This is a genomic window from Clostridium beijerinckii, assembly GCF_008705175.1.
Taxonomy (GTDB): Bacteria; Bacillota; Clostridia; order Clostridiales; family Clostridiaceae; genus Clostridium; species Clostridium beijerinckii.
This window is the reverse complement of the sequence record NZ_CP043998.1, coordinates 283,168-299,762: the sequence shown is the minus strand read 5'-3', so window position 1 is coordinate 299,762 and position 16,595 is coordinate 283,168. Positions and strand designations below refer to the sequence as shown.

Here is a 16,595-nt window from a genome sequence, read left to right as displayed (position 1 = left end):
TAATTAAATTTATCTTAGTAACCATGTGTAAATTAAAATAACAAATATCTAAAACAAAAATTTGTTTTAGATATTTGTTATTTTAATTTAATCTTTATATTCTTACTGGAGCGGAAAACGGGGCTCGAACCCGCAACGTCCACCTTGGGAAGGTGACACTCTACCATTGAGTCATTCCCGCTTATTGGTGCAGATGAAGGGAGTCGAACCCTTACACCAAAAGGCGCTAGATCCTAAGTCTAGTGCGTCTGCCAATTCCGCCACATCTGCCTACCAATATTATACATCTATTCAATATATTAAATCAATATTAAATTTTATACATTTGTTATGATTTTTTAGATATATTTATATAACAAACTATGATATATTATATCTTCCTAAATCATCCTCCGGGCATTCTCCTTCATCTTTTTGCTTAATATATTCTTTAATTTCTGTTATCTTAGAGCATCCCCATCCAAAATCTTTAGTTGATGTATCTACTTCCAACTTTTCCAGCGGAGACACACTTAAATCAACAAAGTGTTCTGCCAGTGATAAATCCAGATCACTTGTCTCATAATTACTAAATTCCAAATTAATTTCTTCCTCCGGTAACATTGATAATTCCTTTAATTCTTTTTCCAAATCAAGATCTAGATTTCTTTCATATTGATTAATATCTCTTGAGTCTTCAAACTTATTTAATAAATTCGTTTTTTCTAAACTCTTATTCTTAGTGTCTAACTCTCCTCCCCCACTGGAATATGATTTTTCTTCATATTGATTATTTGCTTTTGAATTTTGTTCAGATATGTCGGTATCTTTTGTTAAATCCTCTTCTTTGATTTTAAATTGATTAACTTTTTGAAGCAAATCATCTGCTCTATCTAGTAAAATATCAGAACTACTGTTAACTTTCTCTGCAAGTCGTGCAAGCTGCACTGATGAATTAGTTACTTGCTCCAAGGAATTTGATGTCTCTGTTATTTCTCCTGATAACTCATATACAGTTTCAACAATTAAATCTTTGCTGTGATTAATATTATTAAACACACTATCTATATTAGATACTTTAGGTGCTATTTCTTTAACTAGAAGTGCTATTTCTGAAAATGAACTTGATGCATTATAAATCATTTCCTTCTGCTCATGCAACTCACTCTCCATATTTTTAGACTCTTCTACAAGTTTATTTATTATATTTATAAGCCTATTTATTATCTTATAAATATTCTGTGCAGACTCCTTACTTTTATCTGAAAGCTTTTTCACTTCTAATGCTATTACGCTAAACCCTCGTCCTGCATCACCTGCACTAGCTGCTTCAATAGCTGCATTAAGTGCTAGAAGATTTATTTGTTCAGATATTCCATTGATAATATTCGTAATTCCATTAACATTTTTCATATCGCCTTGTATATACTCTATGCTGATTAAAAACTTTTCAAAACTATCATTAACACTTATAATTCCACCATTTAATTCTTCTATGTCTTTAGTTCCTTTTAAAGATTTATCATTTATTATTGCAATATCTTCATTAATTGAATGAACATTATTCTTAACTTCAGTTATATTTTCACCAAAGTTTTCAAGCTTAGTGCTTATCTGTACAAAGTCATGGCTTTGTTTATTAGTATTATTAGAAACCTCTCCTATGGATGCTGATATTTCCTCTGTAAGAATTGATAGTTCTTCTGCAATTTGATTTAATGATACAGAGCCTTCTCTAACTATATTTGAATCCTCTCTTACTGCCTCTATCATTTTCCCTACTGACTCTTTAGCTTGGCTTACACTTAAGCATATTTCACTTATTTCATCATTACCTTTAGTATATTTATTATCAACTTTAGTATAAAAATCACCTTTAGCAATACTATCTACATAATACTTCGCCCCAAGTAACCTGTTTACAAATATAATTGTAAAGCCTATTATAATAGTTAATATTAGTAGCGTCATAATAACAGTCACTATAATATCAATAAAAGCTAAACTGTTTAATGCACTTAGTAGATCTTTTTCTTCTACTGTGATTCCTATGGCAAGACCTGTTTTCCCTATCGGGCTATATGATATATATCTTTCTTTACCCTCATAAGTATATTTTCCTGTTCCAGATTGGGTCCCAATTGTCATACTTTTTCCTATGTTATTTAGATCTTGTAAATTTTCTTTATCAGAGGTCATATTGGTTATATTTTTATTCTCATTTACCAAGCTCTCATCTTCTGAAACTATAAAATTACCATTACTATCTACAATTAATAAATTTCCCGTTTTCAAAAAATTAGTTTCTTTGTTTAAAGAAGCGAAATCTTTACAATCTTTTATTGAGGTAATAATTCCTATAATACTATTTGAAGAATCCTTGATAGGTACTGAATATGATATGACTTTTTTCTTTGTGACTGGATCTATATATGGATTGGTTATTGAATTTTCACCATTTATTGATTTCATAAAACTTTGTGTTGTCTTTATTGATTTCTTATTTCCTAAAGTATCTATTGAATTTCCATCTTTATCACTTATGCTCATTTCTAATTGTCCAACTGTTTTTAATGCTGGTTTAAGTATTTGAATTTTTTCTTCTATTTGCACATTCTTATCCGTTATTATCGGATTGCTTGCAATTACTTCAAGGTTCCTAATCTCACTTTTTATTTGATCATCTGCTCGTGATGCAGCAGTTTTCGTCATCTCTTCCATTACATTTAAGTTGCTCTCTTTTAATGACTTACTTGCAAATCTATATCCTATTCCCGACAAAGCTATAAATGCAATTAATAACATTGGTATTAGGAACATAATAATTTTAACTTTTATACTTTTAATACTTCTATTCATCTTTACCTCCTGAAAAAAATACTAAATACAACCTAATATACATAAATTTTATTTGATTTTAATAAATTCTAGGTTAAAGCCTTATTATAATTTTGTTAAAATATCCAATATATTCTGAGATTCTTAATATCTTTTGTATTTTTTTTGTTAATTAGTTGACATCTAAAAATCATGTGCTTATAATTAAGAATATTAATATAATAAATAAACACGTTGATGAGGACAGTAAGCTAAAATCTTATTTTTCAGAGAGAGAATATGTTGGTGCGATTATTCTTATATAAATTTAGACTGAAAACCACCTCTGAGTGGCCCTAATAAAGCCCGTAATTATCACGTTACGATAAATTTAAGTGACCTATTTAACTGATTTTTAAAAAGGTTTTTAATGTTTATTTTATTTGACCTATTTTAATCAGTTTCTTCTAGGTAATTAGAGTGGAACCACGGATATTACTTCGTCTCTATTTTTAGAGATGAGGTTTTTTTGTTTGCAAAAATGCATGATTTTAGTAATAACTTTTCTTAACGATATTATTATTAAAATTTAACAAGTCACAAAATCAAAATTTTCTTAAATCTGAAAGGAGTTTTAAAATGATAAAAGTAACTTTAAAAGATGGATCAATTAAAGAATTTGAAGCTGGTTTATCTATTTATGAAATTGCCAAATCAATTAGCGAAGGTTTAGCTAGAAATGCTTGCTGCGGTATAGTTAATGGAAAGGTTGAAGACCTTAGAAAAGAAATAAATGAAGATGTTGAATTAAGCATATGCACATTTGATTCTCAAGAAGGTAAAGATGCTCTAAGACATAGCATATCTCACGTTTTAGCTTATGCCGTAAAAAGATTATTCCCTGAAACAAAGTTAGCTATAGGACCTTCAATTGCAACTGGCTTCTACTATGATTTCGATAGAGAAATTGCATTCACTGCTGCAGACTTAGAAAAACTTGAAGCAGAAATGCAAAAAATAATTAAGGAAAATCCAGAAATATCTAGATTTGAGCTTCCAAGAAATGAAGCTTTAGAATTAATGAAGGATGAACCTTACAAAGTTGAATTAATAAACGATCTTCCTGAAAATGAAATAATCTCATTCTATAAAATGGGTGATTTCACAGACTTATGTGCTGGTCCTCATCTTATGTCACTAAAATCAGTTAAAGCAATTAAACTTACTAGAAGTGCTGGTGCTTACTGGAAGGGTAATGAAAAAAATAAGATGCTTACAAGAATCTATGGTACTGCATTCTTAAAGAAAGCAGACTTAGATGCTTTCCTAGAAGCTTTAGAAGAAGCTAAAAAGAGAGATCACAATAAGCTTGGTAGAGAGTTAAAGTTGTTTACAACTGATGAAAATGTAGGTCAAGGGCTTCCATTATTAATGCCTAAAGGAGCAAAAATAGTTCAACTTCTTCAAAGATGGGTTGAAGATGAAGAAGAAAAAAGAGGTTATCTTTTAACTAAGACTCCTCTTATGGCTAAGAGTGATTTATATAAGATTTCTGGTCACTGGGATCACTATAAAGATGGTATGTTTGTATTAGGTGATGAGGAAAAAGATGATGAAGTATTTGCTTTAAGACCAATGACTTGCCCATTCCAATATACAGTTTATAATGCTGAACAACACAGCTATAGAGATCTTCCAATCAGATACGGCGAAACTTCTACTTTATTTAGAAATGAAGCTTCAGGCGAAATGCATGGTCTTATAAGAGTTAGACAATTCACTTTAGCTGATGGTCACTTAATTGTTACACCTGAACAATTGGAAGAAGAATTTAAAGGTGTACTTGAATTAATTCAATATTTAATGGGAACTTTAGGAATTGCTGAAAAGATAACTTATAGATTCTCTAAATGGGATCCAAATAATACCGAAAAATACATCAATGATCCTGATGCTTGGAATAAAACTCAAGATACAATGAGAAATATCCTAGATCATTTAAATATCAATTATGTTGAAGCTGATGATGAAGCTGCTTTCTATGGTCCAAAACTTGATTTACAATTTAGAAATGTTCATGGTAAAGAAGATACTTTATTCACAGTTCAAATTGACTTTGCTTTAGCTGAAAGATTTGATATGAGTTATGTAGATAAAGACGGAGAAAAGAAACGTCCTTATATAATCCATAGATCATCAATTGGATGTTATGAAAGAACTTTAGCTATGCTTATAGAAGAATACGCTGGTGCTTTCCCAACATGGTTATCTCCAGTTCAAACCAAAGTATTACCAATCTCTGATAAGTACAATGATTATGCTGAAGCAGTTACAAAAGCCTTAAAGAATAAAGGTATTAGAGTTGAAACTGATTATAGAGCTGAAAAGATTGGTTATAAGATTAGAGAAGCTAGACTTGAAAGAACTCCTTACATTTTAGTTGTTGGAGAAAAAGAAGCTGCTAATAATGAAGTATCTGTAAGAAGCAGAAAGAATGACGATGAAGGCGCTGTTAAATTAGATGCGTTTATCGAGAGAATCGTTAAAGAAATAGAAAATAAAGAATTATAAAATTTATATAAAAAATGAGGATGCCCTTGTAAATAAGGCATCCTCATTTTTTTAGTTTACACAATTTTTTTTACAGAGCCTAGGCTTATGTTCTTTCTGTAAAATAATATAATATTCAGTAAATCATAATAATATATCTACAATTAACCTTTTAGTAGCCACCTTCTATGTCTATATACGCATTCTTCATAGTAGTTAACTGCTTCTGCAAGTCAATAATTTTACTTCCTATATTATCAACTAGTGCATCTTTGCTTTTCAGCATCTCCTTATTTTTTTCCATAGATTCATTCACTTTTTGAATTTGATCTTCTAATTCTAAGAAGACTGAATATTCTTTTTTAAAGTAAGGCTTTTGCTTTGCTTCTTTAATTAGCAACTTTTCAGCTTCTAGCATATTGGATTCATTAATAAACTTATTCGCTTGATCCTTCCAAACCTCTATAGAGAAAATGCTTTTCAATGTTCCGATTTTATTTTTTGATTCATTGATATGCTTTTCTGCTAACTTTTTCTTATTGCACAAATCATCATAGTAAAAATATGATGGCAAGAGAACTCTTTTTTCTGAATTCATAACTAGATTTTTAAATTCACTCTCGTAGCTTCCATACCTTCTCAATAATGAGTCATAGGCTTCTGATAATTCTTTCTGGTTAATTTCTAATTCTAATTTTTCTCTCATTAGTAGTGCTAAGCTACTTTCCTCTTCCTCTTTCTTCATACAGATATCGTTATATTTTTGCTGTTTTTGTTTCCATAACTTGACCAAATCATTATAACCTTCCAGATTTATAAAATCATTATCTGAGACTAAACTTACACTCGTTATTAACATCACTGCTAATGGTACTAATTCTTCTTGCTGATTTTGGCTTACAACTATTGCATCGCTAGATAAATATAATAGAACCATAAAATAGGTATTAGAAAAATTTTTAATTAAAGACCTTTTCTCAATTAAATTTTCAATTTGAAATATAATACTAGACATATCCTTATATGAATCAATGCTCGCTAAGTCTGCTATCATATATAGAAATGTATATGGTTGAGATTTTATAACTGCTTTAATGGTCGACTCCGTCATGACATCTAAATCGAGTTTTTCATAGTAAAGCCTTTTCTCTTTATTTTCTGGTCTTTGTCTTAATTTTGTGATTATATCATAAATCTTTTCTATAAGCTCTTCTGTAATATGTGTATTTGAACCTTTATTTTTTAATGCCGAGATAGTTCTATTCATGTAATATTCATTTATTGCATCTAGCTTTTTTGTTCTTGCTTTAAAATCCTTTTTAGTGGCTAAAAGACTATAAGCTTTATCTACCATGTAATCCAATGTCTGTACAAATTTTCTTCTATTGTATATCTTCCCATAAGGCGCATTTGACAAACTTATTAATTTATAATATAAAATTAGCTTTATTTCATTATCATTAATGTTTTTTAAATTCTCTAAATTTCTATTTAGTAATTCTAAAAACTTATCTTCATTATATCTACCCAATAATTCCTTAGGTTTACTTATCAAATTAAAACTTGAAGTAATATTATTAATGATTGTATATACGATTTTAAGCTCTTTTCCTGATAGTCTTAAAAATCCATCATAAAATTTTTCATGCCTAATTTCTCGTTTTATATTTTCATTTACTAGTTCTTTAAATATTAACGCTTTTCTTTTATACTCCACTGTATTTTTATTGTAAATAATTATATTCTCATTAAATACAGCATCTTCAAAGTTTATTTTTATTTGAATACTGTTCTTTTTAGCTTCTAATTCTTTTCGTAGCTCATTATCATATAAAAATTCTATTGTTTCAACAATATCATTATATTCTTCTGTTAAGTTTAATAAACTTTCATATGCGTGTCTTAATATTCTTAATTCTTCATCCAGTGATACTTTCATCCTTTTTATTGATTCATCTTCGTCATCTAACTCCTCAGTCGATATTTTCAATTCTTGATTTTGTATCTCAGCCTTCAGAAGCTGCCCCTCTTTTTCTAGAAGAAGTTCTTCATTCTCATTAAACTTAATTTTCATTTCATTAAGCTTTTTTTCATATGTTTTATAATCCGTTTCCATATTCAATACACATTTATTTTGCATTTCTACTTTTCTATTTAATATATCTTGGATTTCTTCTAAATAAGCTTTTTCTTCTTTTATTAATATTATGATGTTATTTATTTCACTTATTCGCTTTGGAGAACTATCTACCTCAAGAATCTTTTTCCTAAGATTATTGATTAAATTTTCTCTTTGAGCAATATCGTTATTGATCTTTAAAAGTTCTTTCTTCATATATTCTATAGTACTAGGAGCACTAAAACTTAAATTCTTTATATCTAGCATCAAATTTTCTTTTTCTTTCAAATAGTAATATAGAACCTTCTGAGCTATTTTTAAAATTTCTATTGGATGTTTAGGTATCTTTCTATTTCTATCTCTTTTTGAAATGTTCTCATACCCGTTAGCCAATATAATCTCTATATTATTATAAATTTCTTCTGAAAAAGAAATATTAGACTTTAACTTAATACCATTTAGTAATGTAAGTGCAGAAACATTCATATCCATTCCACTGTCCTGCGCTATATCTCTTAAAAGCATTTCCATTACTTTTCTAACAATAATCTTTGTAACTATTGGATAATACTCGCATAAAAATTCTGCTTTTATCAGATCATCGTAGTACTTTTCTATTTTGGTTCCTTTTAGGTAACCAAAATTACTTTCAATGTATTCCATATATTCCCCCTGTTTATTTTAATCCGCCATTACATTATTCCAACTTTATAAATTCTTTCTCAGTTATAATGTAATCTACTGGTACATCATGATAACTGGTTGGAACTTTATCAAGTACTTGAAAATCATATGCTAATGCTAATTTTGTAATTCTTTTTATATTATCCTTGTTAATTTTCTTGAAATATCTATCATAAAAACCTGCTCCATAGCCAACTCTTCCCCCACGCCTGTCAAAAGCTACGCCTGGAACTATAATTAAATCAAGTTCGTTTGGATCAATATATGGATCATTTATAGATGGTTCTGGTATTCCATATGAACTCTCCAACAAATTATCCAGTGATTTAATTTCTACTGCATCCATAAGTCTAGTTTTAATTTCCGTCCTTGGAACATAAATTCTTTTATTATTATTTAAAGATTCCTTTATAAAATCTCTTGTATTTATTTCAGTGTCAAACGATATATAAACAAAAATTTTTTTTGCCAATTTATAATACTCGCTACTATAAACTGTTTCTAATATTCTTTCATCCATTTTTTCTTTTTCTGTTGCATCTATTTTTTTTCGCTTATCTAAAATTTCTTTTCTTAGTATTTTCTTATTAATAAAGCTTTCCATACAAACAACTCCTATAATTATACTTCATATCAATCATGAACTTTATATTGTTCTCAAATTAATAAATCTATAGATATTTTATCTAGCTATTCACTTTACTTATTATTTTAATTTTACTTACTAAAACATCTTATGTCTATTCTTTATATATCTAAAAATAGTAAACCTTACATAGTAGTAAAATTAATTATGCTTTATATTGTACTTATCTTTATTGATTATACATATATCTTTTAATATAATGAACATAAAATATGTGATAAATAAAGGGAGAGTAATTTATGAACTACGATGTTGAATTAATAAGAGAAAAGAGCTATAAGCCGACATTTTGGTCTGGTGGAATGGCGACAGAATTAATAACATATCCAGTAGATTCTGATTATGCAAGCCGGAACTTCTTATGGAGACTTGGTATAGCTAAAATTGATATACCGGAATCTACTTTTAGCGATCTTACAAATGTTTCACGTAAATTTATGGTTACTGAAGGCAAAATAACCCTTGATCATAAAAATAAGTATAGGAAATTACTAAAAGCCTTTGAACAAGATAGCTTCATGGGTGATTGGAAAACAAAAACTTATGGAAAAGCCTCTGTTTTTAACTTAATGACAAGAGAGAATTATAATGGTGAATTAGTTCATTTAAATATTACGCCTAGAAAAAAGTGTGTATTCAAATATCAAGTTCAATTAGATAAGGAACTTATAGCCATTTGTTTTTATGTTGTAAGTGGTAGCTTTAAATTTACTATTAACAATAAAATTTTCAAAGCTAATACTAATGATTTGCTATTGCTTAAATCCTTAAACCTAAGTTCTATACATGAATTTTTACTCTCTAGCAATTCATTAGAAATTACTAATATAATAGCAAGCGTAATTTATAGTCAATAATACTAGAATGCATTAAAAAGGCTTCATCTCAAATTACTTCTAATTTGAGATAACTCCTTTTTATTTTTCTTTTAAAATACATATTATAAACTGAAGTCCTTAATTACTACCTTAGGCTTCTTAAAGACTACCTCCTTTGTTATTTCATAGCTATCTTTATCTATAGTTATTCTATAAATATCAGGACAACCTTCTTCTCTCCATTTTTTCATATATTTTGCGGTAGCATCTATATCTGTATAATAATTTTCATCATAATAATCTGAGAATTCCAAATAAGATAATATGCATCTCTTATCTAATACTAAATTCTCTCTACCTACATTTTTACATATTGGAATAAAGAATCTTAAAGGTACTTCATATTGATATCGTCCCTTAATTTCTTTTGATTCCATAATAGCTCTTTTAAATAAAATATTTTCTTTATAATCGCTATCTATTTTTAATTTAAATATTATTTTTCCACTTTTATTCTTTTCTAATTTAGCTTTAATCATATACTCACCATCTGTCTTATTTTTATATACTTCTTTTATTTTAACACGGTAAATATGAACTGTCTAAATTTTCAAAAATACCAACGCAAAAAAGGAAACACTTAATTTAAACTTAAATATAAGTGTTCCCTCAATGCATGTCTATTTGATTTCTATATTAATAATTTTCAACAAATACTTCAAAGTATGCTTGTGGATGTGCACATGCAGGACATGCAACTGGTGCTTCTTTGCCTTCATATATAAATCCGCAATTGCCACACTTCCAAAGAGTTACTTCATCCTTCTTAAATACTGTTCCATCTTCAATATTTTTAGCTAGTTTTTTATATCTAGCCTCATGTCGTGCTTCAACTTCACTTATCTTTCTATAAACTACTGCAATTTCTGGATATCCTTCCTCTTCAGCTGTTTTTGCAAAACTTGGATAAAGGTCTGTCCATTCTTCATTTTCTCCTGAAGCTGCTGCAAGTAAGTTTTTCAATGTACTTTCGTGGAATGAGACTGGGTAAGATGCTTGTATTTCTATCTGCTCGTCAACATAATCATCCTTAAGGAATTTATAAAACCTTTTTGCATGTTCTTTTTCTTGTTCTGCTGTTTCTAAGAATATGTTCGCAATTTGCACAAACCCTTCTTTTTTAGCAATACTAGAATAGTAAGTATATCTAGTTCTAGCTTGGCTTTCCCCTGCGAATGATTTCATTAAATTTACTGCTGTTTTGCTTCCTTTTAAACTCTTCATAATCATACCTCCAATATACAAATTCTCTATATAATGATACCACTAAATAATTAAATTATCTAGGATGCTTTTAACTCTAATTCATTATTATTCCTACAAATAAAGAACAAGTTGAATTAGATTCTTACATCAAATTCAACTTGTAATTCTACCTATGTCATTTTAAACTTACTTATTTCTTCATCTAACTTTTCCGCCAATAATTGTAGCTCATCCGCATATTTTGTGAATCTATCCATAACTGCTGTTATTTCCTCTGTTGATGCAGTTACTTCTTCTGAAGCTGAAGCAGTTTCCTGTGATATTAGTGATATATTCTCAATTTCTAATACCGCTTTTTTCTTTTTCTCATCAACATCAATAATAGAAGTCTTTATCTCATCAACCTTGCTTATCATTGTTTCAATTGATCTAAGGATTTCGCTAAATATCTCCTGTGTCTTTCCTACTGCTAAATCTTGCTCTGTCACTACACTTTCTGTAGATTTAATCGCTTTAACCGCTGTATCAGACTTACTCTGGATATTTGTAATAATAACTTTGATTTCTTCTGTTGATGATTTTGATTGTTCCGCGAGTTTTCTTATTTCCTCTGCTACAACTGCAAACCCTTTTCCTGCTTCCCCTGCTCGTGCAGATTCTATACTTGCATTTAGTGCCAGTAAATTAGTTTGCTCTGTTATTTGCGAGATTGTTTCAGATATAGTATTTATCTTTCTAGTACTTTCATCCATATCTCTAACTATGCTATCAACTTCACCTGTAGCTATTTTAGTTTTCTTTGATTTCTCTATTAGTGTATCTATCATAGATAATCCTTTAGCACCTAATTCTTTGGTGCTTGCTGATAGTTTGTCCATTTCATTAGAATTTACACTTATTTTATCTAGTCTACTAGATAAGTCATTCATTTCTGTAACTCCATTTTGAGCATTTTGCGATTGATTTGTTGCCCCTTCTGATACCTCTTCTATTGCTTTTGCAACCTCTCCTATAGATGCAGTTACTTCCTCAGACATACTTGCAAGATTCGATGACGTTTCCAAAACTGTTTTTGATGATTTAGTTACATTGTTCATAAGCTCTGAAATATTCTTTAGCATTTCATTAAATGAATTAGCTAAATCCATAAATTCATCTTTTGTAGATGAAGTAATAGAGACAGTTAAATCTCCACTTGAGGCTTTTTCAAATACTTCTTTTAATTTCTTAATATTATGTGCTATTCCTTTACTTAATAATAAAGATAAAACTATTGAAATAAAGCATATAACTACTATTATAATTAAAGTTGTAGTTAATATTGAATTTGTATCATTTGATAGCTCTTTTTCATCTAACGTCGCTACTAATTTCCAACCTGTAATATTATTAGTTTCATATACTCCAAACTTCTTTGTATTATTAAAGGTATACGTTATAAATCCCTTTTCATTAGTCTTAGCATCATTCCAAAAAGATTGTTTAGATGCTGCATCAGTTCCTAATAAATCTTTATTGGGATGCGCTATCATACTTTTACCTTCTACATCAGAAATAAAAACATATCCTGTTCTTCCTATCTTTTTCATACTTATTTTTTCTGTAAGTGTCTCTAAAGAAACATTCATAGCGCAAACTCCTATGACTTTCCCATCTCTTTCCACTGTCTTTGCAATAGACACAACATTTTTCCCTGTCTGAGCATCTGTAAACGGCAACGTTATTATTACTTTTCCTTTATTATCTGCAGCTTGCTTATACCAAGGCCTTTCTCTTGGATCAAATCCTTCTGGCATTTTACTATTAGGATATATATCAAATTTCCCATCAGTAGTTGCAAAATATGAACTAAAAATATTACTATTACTTTCTTTTAAATTCTTTAGACTTTCTGGTATGTATGCTGCTTGCTCACTCTTATCACTGTTAACAAAGTTATAATCTGTGGATGTCATAGTTATCATATTACTGAATCCATCAAAATAGCTGCTAATTCCATCATTCACTTCTAAAAGCGTTTGCTGGCTTGTTAATTTTAGTTTTTCATTAAGGATGGATTTAGCCTGTATATTGGCACCATAACCTAATATTATTAGGGGAATCACACAAATTCCTATTAAGCTAATAACTAGTTTGCTGCGAATAGTGTTAACCCTAAACTTTTTCGTTTTCATTACTATTACCCCTTTTCATAAAATTGAACAAATAACAATTTAACTTAATCAAATCTGTTATCTATTTGCATTATTTTCCCTTTTAATTTTTACAATAACAATTTACATATTCTTTTTATTATCGCACTGATAGTTCAATTTCTTTACATATATACTATAATATTATTAACTTTTAGCATAAAATCGAGTCGAAAATTATACTATTTTTACCATATTAATCTTCATTAATTACATCTACCTTACTTACTAATACTTGATTGTACTTGTACATATTTAATATAATATGTATATATTTAATATATATTTATAATAGTAGAGTGTGTGGAGGAAATTACCTTGGATAATTCATTCATATCAGATATGAGTATTTTTAATAATGACATATCATTCTTAATAAAACTTAGAGCAAAGCCGCAAATCTTAGAAATAGTTAAAAAAAAGCATTCCGATGAAATTTCCGATGAGATATCTATACAGGATAAGAAAAACGATTTGCTTATTTGGAATGCTATGTATACTAGAGAAATAGTTGAAAATGGCATTTTAACGAGATATCTTCATCCAATATACAACAAATTCTATACTTTAATCCCTACCCTTAATACTATAGACGATTTACAAACTATTGAAATACAAATGATAGATACATACATTAATCTCCTTATAAATGACGTTGAAGTGAAAGATAACTTTGTCATAAATAGAATTCTGAAGCACTTACATCTTAATATTGAAAGCCAAATCTCATTAAAAAAATTATCTGGAGAATTAAATCTATCTGAAGGCTATATATCAGATTGCTTTAAAAAACATATGGGCATGACTATTATGAAATATGCAAAAAAAATAAGAATTGATAGGGCTAAAGTATTGCTTGTAACTACAACTAGTAGCATTTTAGAAATAGGCTTAACCTTAGGTTTTCATGATCAAAGCCATTTCCATAAAGTATTTAAATCATTTACTGGTGTTTCACCTTCTGAATATAGGAACAATAATTTTGGATAATAAACAAACTTTTACTTTAATAAAAAGAAGACTAAAAACTTGAACTCTCAAATTTTTAGTCTTTCTTATCAGTTAAATTTGCTGCTAACCGGGATCGATACCACTTAAACTAAATTATTATTCTATTTATAAATTATAGCTTCCAAATATCTTCATTGTATTGAGCAATTGTACGATCTGAAGAGAAAAATCCCGCTTTGCTAATATTCATTAACACTTTTTTGTTCCAAGCTTCTCTATCTTCATAATCTTTAAATACCATATCTTTTGTGTTTATATAATCCTCAACATCAAGTAAAGTCATGAACCAATCCTTATTAACTAATTCTTTATGAAGTCTTGTAAGATTTTCTTCATCCCCAACTTTTATCATTTCATCACTTATGATAAAGTCAACCAATTCTTTTATTTCTGGCTTTTTATAGAATTCATTAGAAACATAATCTGCATTCTTATAATGCTCGATAACTTTTTCAGAAGATTCACCAAATATATAGATATTTTCAGCTCCAACTAATTCGTGAATTTCAACATTAGCTCCATCTTCAGTTCCTAGAGTTAATGCACCATTTAGCATGAACTTCATGTTACCAGTACCTGATGCTTCCTTAGATGCAAGCGAGATTTGTTCAGAAACATCACAAGCAGGTATTAACTTAGAAGCCTTAGTCACATTATAGTTTTCAACCATAATAACTTTTAGATATTTATTAACTTCTGGATCATTATTAATTATTTCTTGTAGACAAAGAATAGTATGAATTATATCTTGTGCAATTACATAAGCTGGTGCAGCCTTAGCTCCGAATATCATTGTTATAGGTGTAGTTGGCCTATTCCCCTTCTTTATATCCAGATATTTATAAATAATATAAAGTACATTCATTTGTTGTCTCTTGTACTCATGAAGTCTTTTAATTTGAATATCAAAGATAGAATTTTCATCAATTTCTACCCCTTGTGTTTCTTTTAAATATTGCTTTAATGCAATCTTATTTTCTTTTTTAATTTCCCCAATCTTACTTAACACTATTTTATCATTTATGAACTTATCTAATTCTTCTAGCTTAGCAGCATCTTTCTTATATCCATCTCCGATAAGTTCTGAAATATAATTAGCAAGTTTATTATTACAATAAATTAACCATCTTCTGAAGGTTATGCCATTAGTTTTATTATTGAATTTTTCTGGATATATATCATAGAATGGCTTTAACTCTTCTTCTTTTAAGATATCAGTATGGAGAGCAGCAACACCATTTACACTATATCCATAGTGAATATCCATATGAGCCATGTGCACTCTCATATCTTTATCTATAATAGCTACTTTTTCATCTTTAAATTTAAGTTTAGCCCGATTGTCCAATTCTCTAATAATTGGTAATAAGTGTGGAACAACCTTTTGCAAATAAGCTATAGGCCACTTTTCCAAAGCTTCTGCTAATATTGTATGGTTCGTATAGGCACAAGTCTTAGATACTATTTCAATGGCTTCTGACATAGGTATGCCTCTTTCCCCGAGCAGCCTTATCAATTCAGGAATAACCATAGATGGGTGCGTATCATTAATTTGAACAACAACATGTTCATGTAATTTATGAAGATCATACCCATTTTCATCTGCTTCAAGTAATATTAATTGTGCAGCATTACTAACCATAAAATATTGTTGATATATTCTTAATAAGCGTCCAGCCTCATCACTATCATCAGGATATAAGAATAATGTTAAGTTCTTCTTAATATCTTCTTTGTCAAAATCAATTCCTTCTTTAACTAAAGTTTCATCTATTGTATCTACATCAAATAGATGAAGTTTATTTGATAATTCTTGATTATAGCCAGTTACATCTATATCATAAAGTGTTGAAGTGACTATGAATCCTGCAAATGGAACTTCAAACTTAATATCAGATTTATTTAACCAACTTTCACTTGTTATCCATGGATTCTTAACAGCTTTTTGCTTATGATCTTCAAAAACTTGTTTAAATAATCCAAAGTGATAGTTTAGTCCTACACCATCTCCATTTAATCCTAAAGTTGCAATAGAGTCTATGAAGCAAGCTGCTAATCTTCCAAGTCCACCATTTCCTAGCGAAGGTTCTAATTCAATTTCTTCAATTTCAGCTAACTTCTTACCATTCTTAGTCAAAACATCTTTAACATCTTCATAAAGACCTAAATTAATTAAGTTATTCGATAGTAATTTGCCAATTAAAAATTCAGCAGAAATATAATATAATTTTCTCTTCCCTCTATTAACACTCTTTTTCTTGATTGTTCCCTTTGTTAATTCTAATAATGCTAAATAGATTTCTTCATTACTCGCTTCTCTTGCTATCTTATTAAACCTTTTCTTTAAGATTTCGTTTAAATTTTTTTCTAACATATAATTTCCCACCTTAAATAAATTATTTATTTTTATACCCATGAGTAATATCTTCGATTTAGCCTTATTATATCAATTTACATTCAAACCGATTGTATATTTCTATTATATTTTGTATATTTATCATGTGAATTTTAGG

The 16,595-nt window shown here is 28.8% G+C and carries 10 protein-coding genes, 2 tRNA genes and 1 other annotated feature; of the genes, 3 read left to right on the top strand and 9 right to left on the bottom strand.

The genetic code is table 11. The annotated features are described in order from the left end of the window. Positions 1-106: 106 nt before the first annotated feature. The 3 genes from F3K33_RS01485 to F3K33_RS01475 form a co-directional block, all read right to left on the bottom strand. Positions 107-181, bottom strand: a tRNA-Gly gene (locus F3K33_RS01485). A gap of 4 nt (positions 182-185) precedes the next feature. Further along, positions 186-270: transfer RNA gene (locus F3K33_RS01480), tRNA-Leu, on the bottom strand. A gap of 90 nt (positions 271-360) precedes the next feature. Further along, entirely contained in the window at positions 361-2,838 is a 2,478-nt protein-coding gene (locus F3K33_RS01475; protein WP_023974745.1) for a methyl-accepting chemotaxis protein, read from the bottom strand. Positions 2,839-3,042: 204 nt separating this feature from the next. Continuing rightward, positions 3,043-3,307: a binding site (T-box leader), on the top strand. Positions 3,308-3,435: 128 nt separating this feature from the next. On the opposite strand from F3K33_RS01475, the gene thrS reads away from it, so the two are divergent. Then, positions 3,436-5,367: a threonine--tRNA ligase gene (thrS, locus tag F3K33_RS01470; protein WP_039772630.1), complete on the top strand. Its 1,932-nt coding sequence runs from the start codon at positions 3,436-3,438 to the stop codon at positions 5,365-5,367. 151 nt (positions 5,368-5,518) lie between these two features. Here thrS and F3K33_RS01465 read toward each other — a convergent pair whose 3' ends face one another. Both F3K33_RS01465 and F3K33_RS01460 read right to left on the bottom strand, forming a co-directional pair. Next, a complete protein-coding gene (locus tag F3K33_RS01465; protein WP_039772632.1) occupies positions 5,519-8,128 on the bottom strand; it encodes a transcriptional regulator in 2,610 nt (869 codons plus the stop codon). A gap of 34 nt (positions 8,129-8,162) precedes the next feature. Beyond that, complete coding sequence (locus tag F3K33_RS01460; RefSeq protein ID WP_023974748.1) at positions 8,163-8,753, bottom strand: 5-formyltetrahydrofolate cyclo-ligase; 591 nt, start codon at positions 8,751-8,753, stop codon at positions 8,163-8,165. 281 nt (positions 8,754-9,034) lie between these two features. On the opposite strand from F3K33_RS01460, the gene F3K33_RS01455 reads away from it, so the two are divergent. Beyond that, positions 9,035-9,652: a HutD family protein gene (locus F3K33_RS01455; protein WP_039772633.1), complete on the top strand. Its 618-nt coding sequence runs from the start codon at positions 9,035-9,037 to the stop codon at positions 9,650-9,652. 83 nt (positions 9,653-9,735) lie between these two features. Here the strand turns inward: F3K33_RS01455 and F3K33_RS01450 are convergent, their stop codons facing one another. The 3 genes from F3K33_RS01450 to F3K33_RS01440 all read right to left on the bottom strand — a co-directional run bounded on the left by F3K33_RS01450 (position 9,736) and on the right by F3K33_RS01440 (position 13,053). After that, on the bottom strand, positions 9,736-10,152 hold the full coding sequence (locus F3K33_RS01450) for a hypothetical protein (RefSeq protein ID WP_011967639.1): 417 nt from the start codon (positions 10,150-10,152) through the stop codon (positions 9,736-9,738). A 157-nt stretch (positions 10,153-10,309) separates the two neighbouring features. Further along, a complete protein-coding gene (gene rbr / locus F3K33_RS01445) occupies positions 10,310-10,897 on the bottom strand; it encodes a rubrerythrin (RefSeq protein ID WP_017209758.1) in 588 nt (195 codons plus the stop codon). 152 nt (positions 10,898-11,049) lie between these two features. After that, positions 11,050-13,053: a methyl-accepting chemotaxis protein gene (locus tag F3K33_RS01440; RefSeq protein WP_039772635.1), complete on the bottom strand. Its 2,004-nt coding sequence runs from the start codon at positions 13,051-13,053 to the stop codon at positions 11,050-11,052. Positions 13,054-13,389: 336 nt separating this feature from the next. On the opposite strand from F3K33_RS01440, the gene F3K33_RS01435 reads away from it, so the two are divergent. Further along, positions 13,390-14,061 carry a helix-turn-helix domain-containing protein gene (locus tag F3K33_RS01435; protein WP_039772637.1) on the top strand — a complete coding sequence of 224 codons (672 nt, stop codon included), beginning with the start codon at positions 13,390-13,392 and terminating at the stop codon, positions 14,059-14,061. Between the two features lie 133 nt (positions 14,062-14,194). Here F3K33_RS01435 and F3K33_RS01430 read toward each other — a convergent pair whose 3' ends face one another. Beyond that, the gene (locus F3K33_RS01430) at positions 14,195-16,456 is read right to left on the bottom strand and encodes a glycogen/starch/alpha-glucan phosphorylase (RefSeq protein WP_039772639.1); all 2,262 of its coding nucleotides are present in this window, start codon (positions 16,454-16,456) and stop codon (positions 14,195-14,197) included. Positions 16,457-16,595 lie beyond the last annotated feature (139 nt).

Excerpts from the sequence above, each read along its gene's own strand:
- F3K33_RS01475 (WP_023974745.1), bottom strand. The coding sequence starts at position 2,838 with ATGAATAGAAGTATTAAAAGTATAAAAGTTAAAATTATTATGTTCCTA.
- thrS (WP_039772630.1), top strand. The coding sequence starts at position 3,436 with ATGATAAAAGTAACTTTAAAAGATGGATCAATTAAAGAATTTGAAGCT.
- F3K33_RS01465 (WP_039772632.1), bottom strand. The coding sequence starts at position 8,128 with ATGGAATACATTGAAAGTAATTTTGGTTACCTAAAAGGAACCAAAATA.
- F3K33_RS01460 (WP_023974748.1), bottom strand. The coding sequence starts at position 8,753 with ATGGAAAGCTTTATTAATAAGAAAATACTAAGAAAAGAAATTTTAGAT.
- F3K33_RS01455 (WP_039772633.1), top strand. The coding sequence starts at position 9,035 with ATGAACTACGATGTTGAATTAATAAGAGAAAAGAGCTATAAGCCGACA.
- F3K33_RS01450 (WP_011967639.1), bottom strand. The coding sequence starts at position 10,152 with ATGATTAAAGCTAAATTAGAAAAGAATAAAAGTGGAAAAATAATATTT.
- rbr (WP_017209758.1), bottom strand. The coding sequence starts at position 10,897 with ATGAAGAGTTTAAAAGGAAGCAAAACAGCAGTAAATTTAATGAAATCA.
- F3K33_RS01440 (WP_039772635.1), bottom strand. The coding sequence starts at position 13,053 with ATGAAAACGAAAAAGTTTAGGGTTAACACTATTCGCAGCAAACTAGTT.
- F3K33_RS01430 (WP_039772639.1), bottom strand. The coding sequence starts at position 16,456 with ATGTTAGAAAAAAATTTAAACGAAATCTTAAAGAAAAGGTTTAATAAG.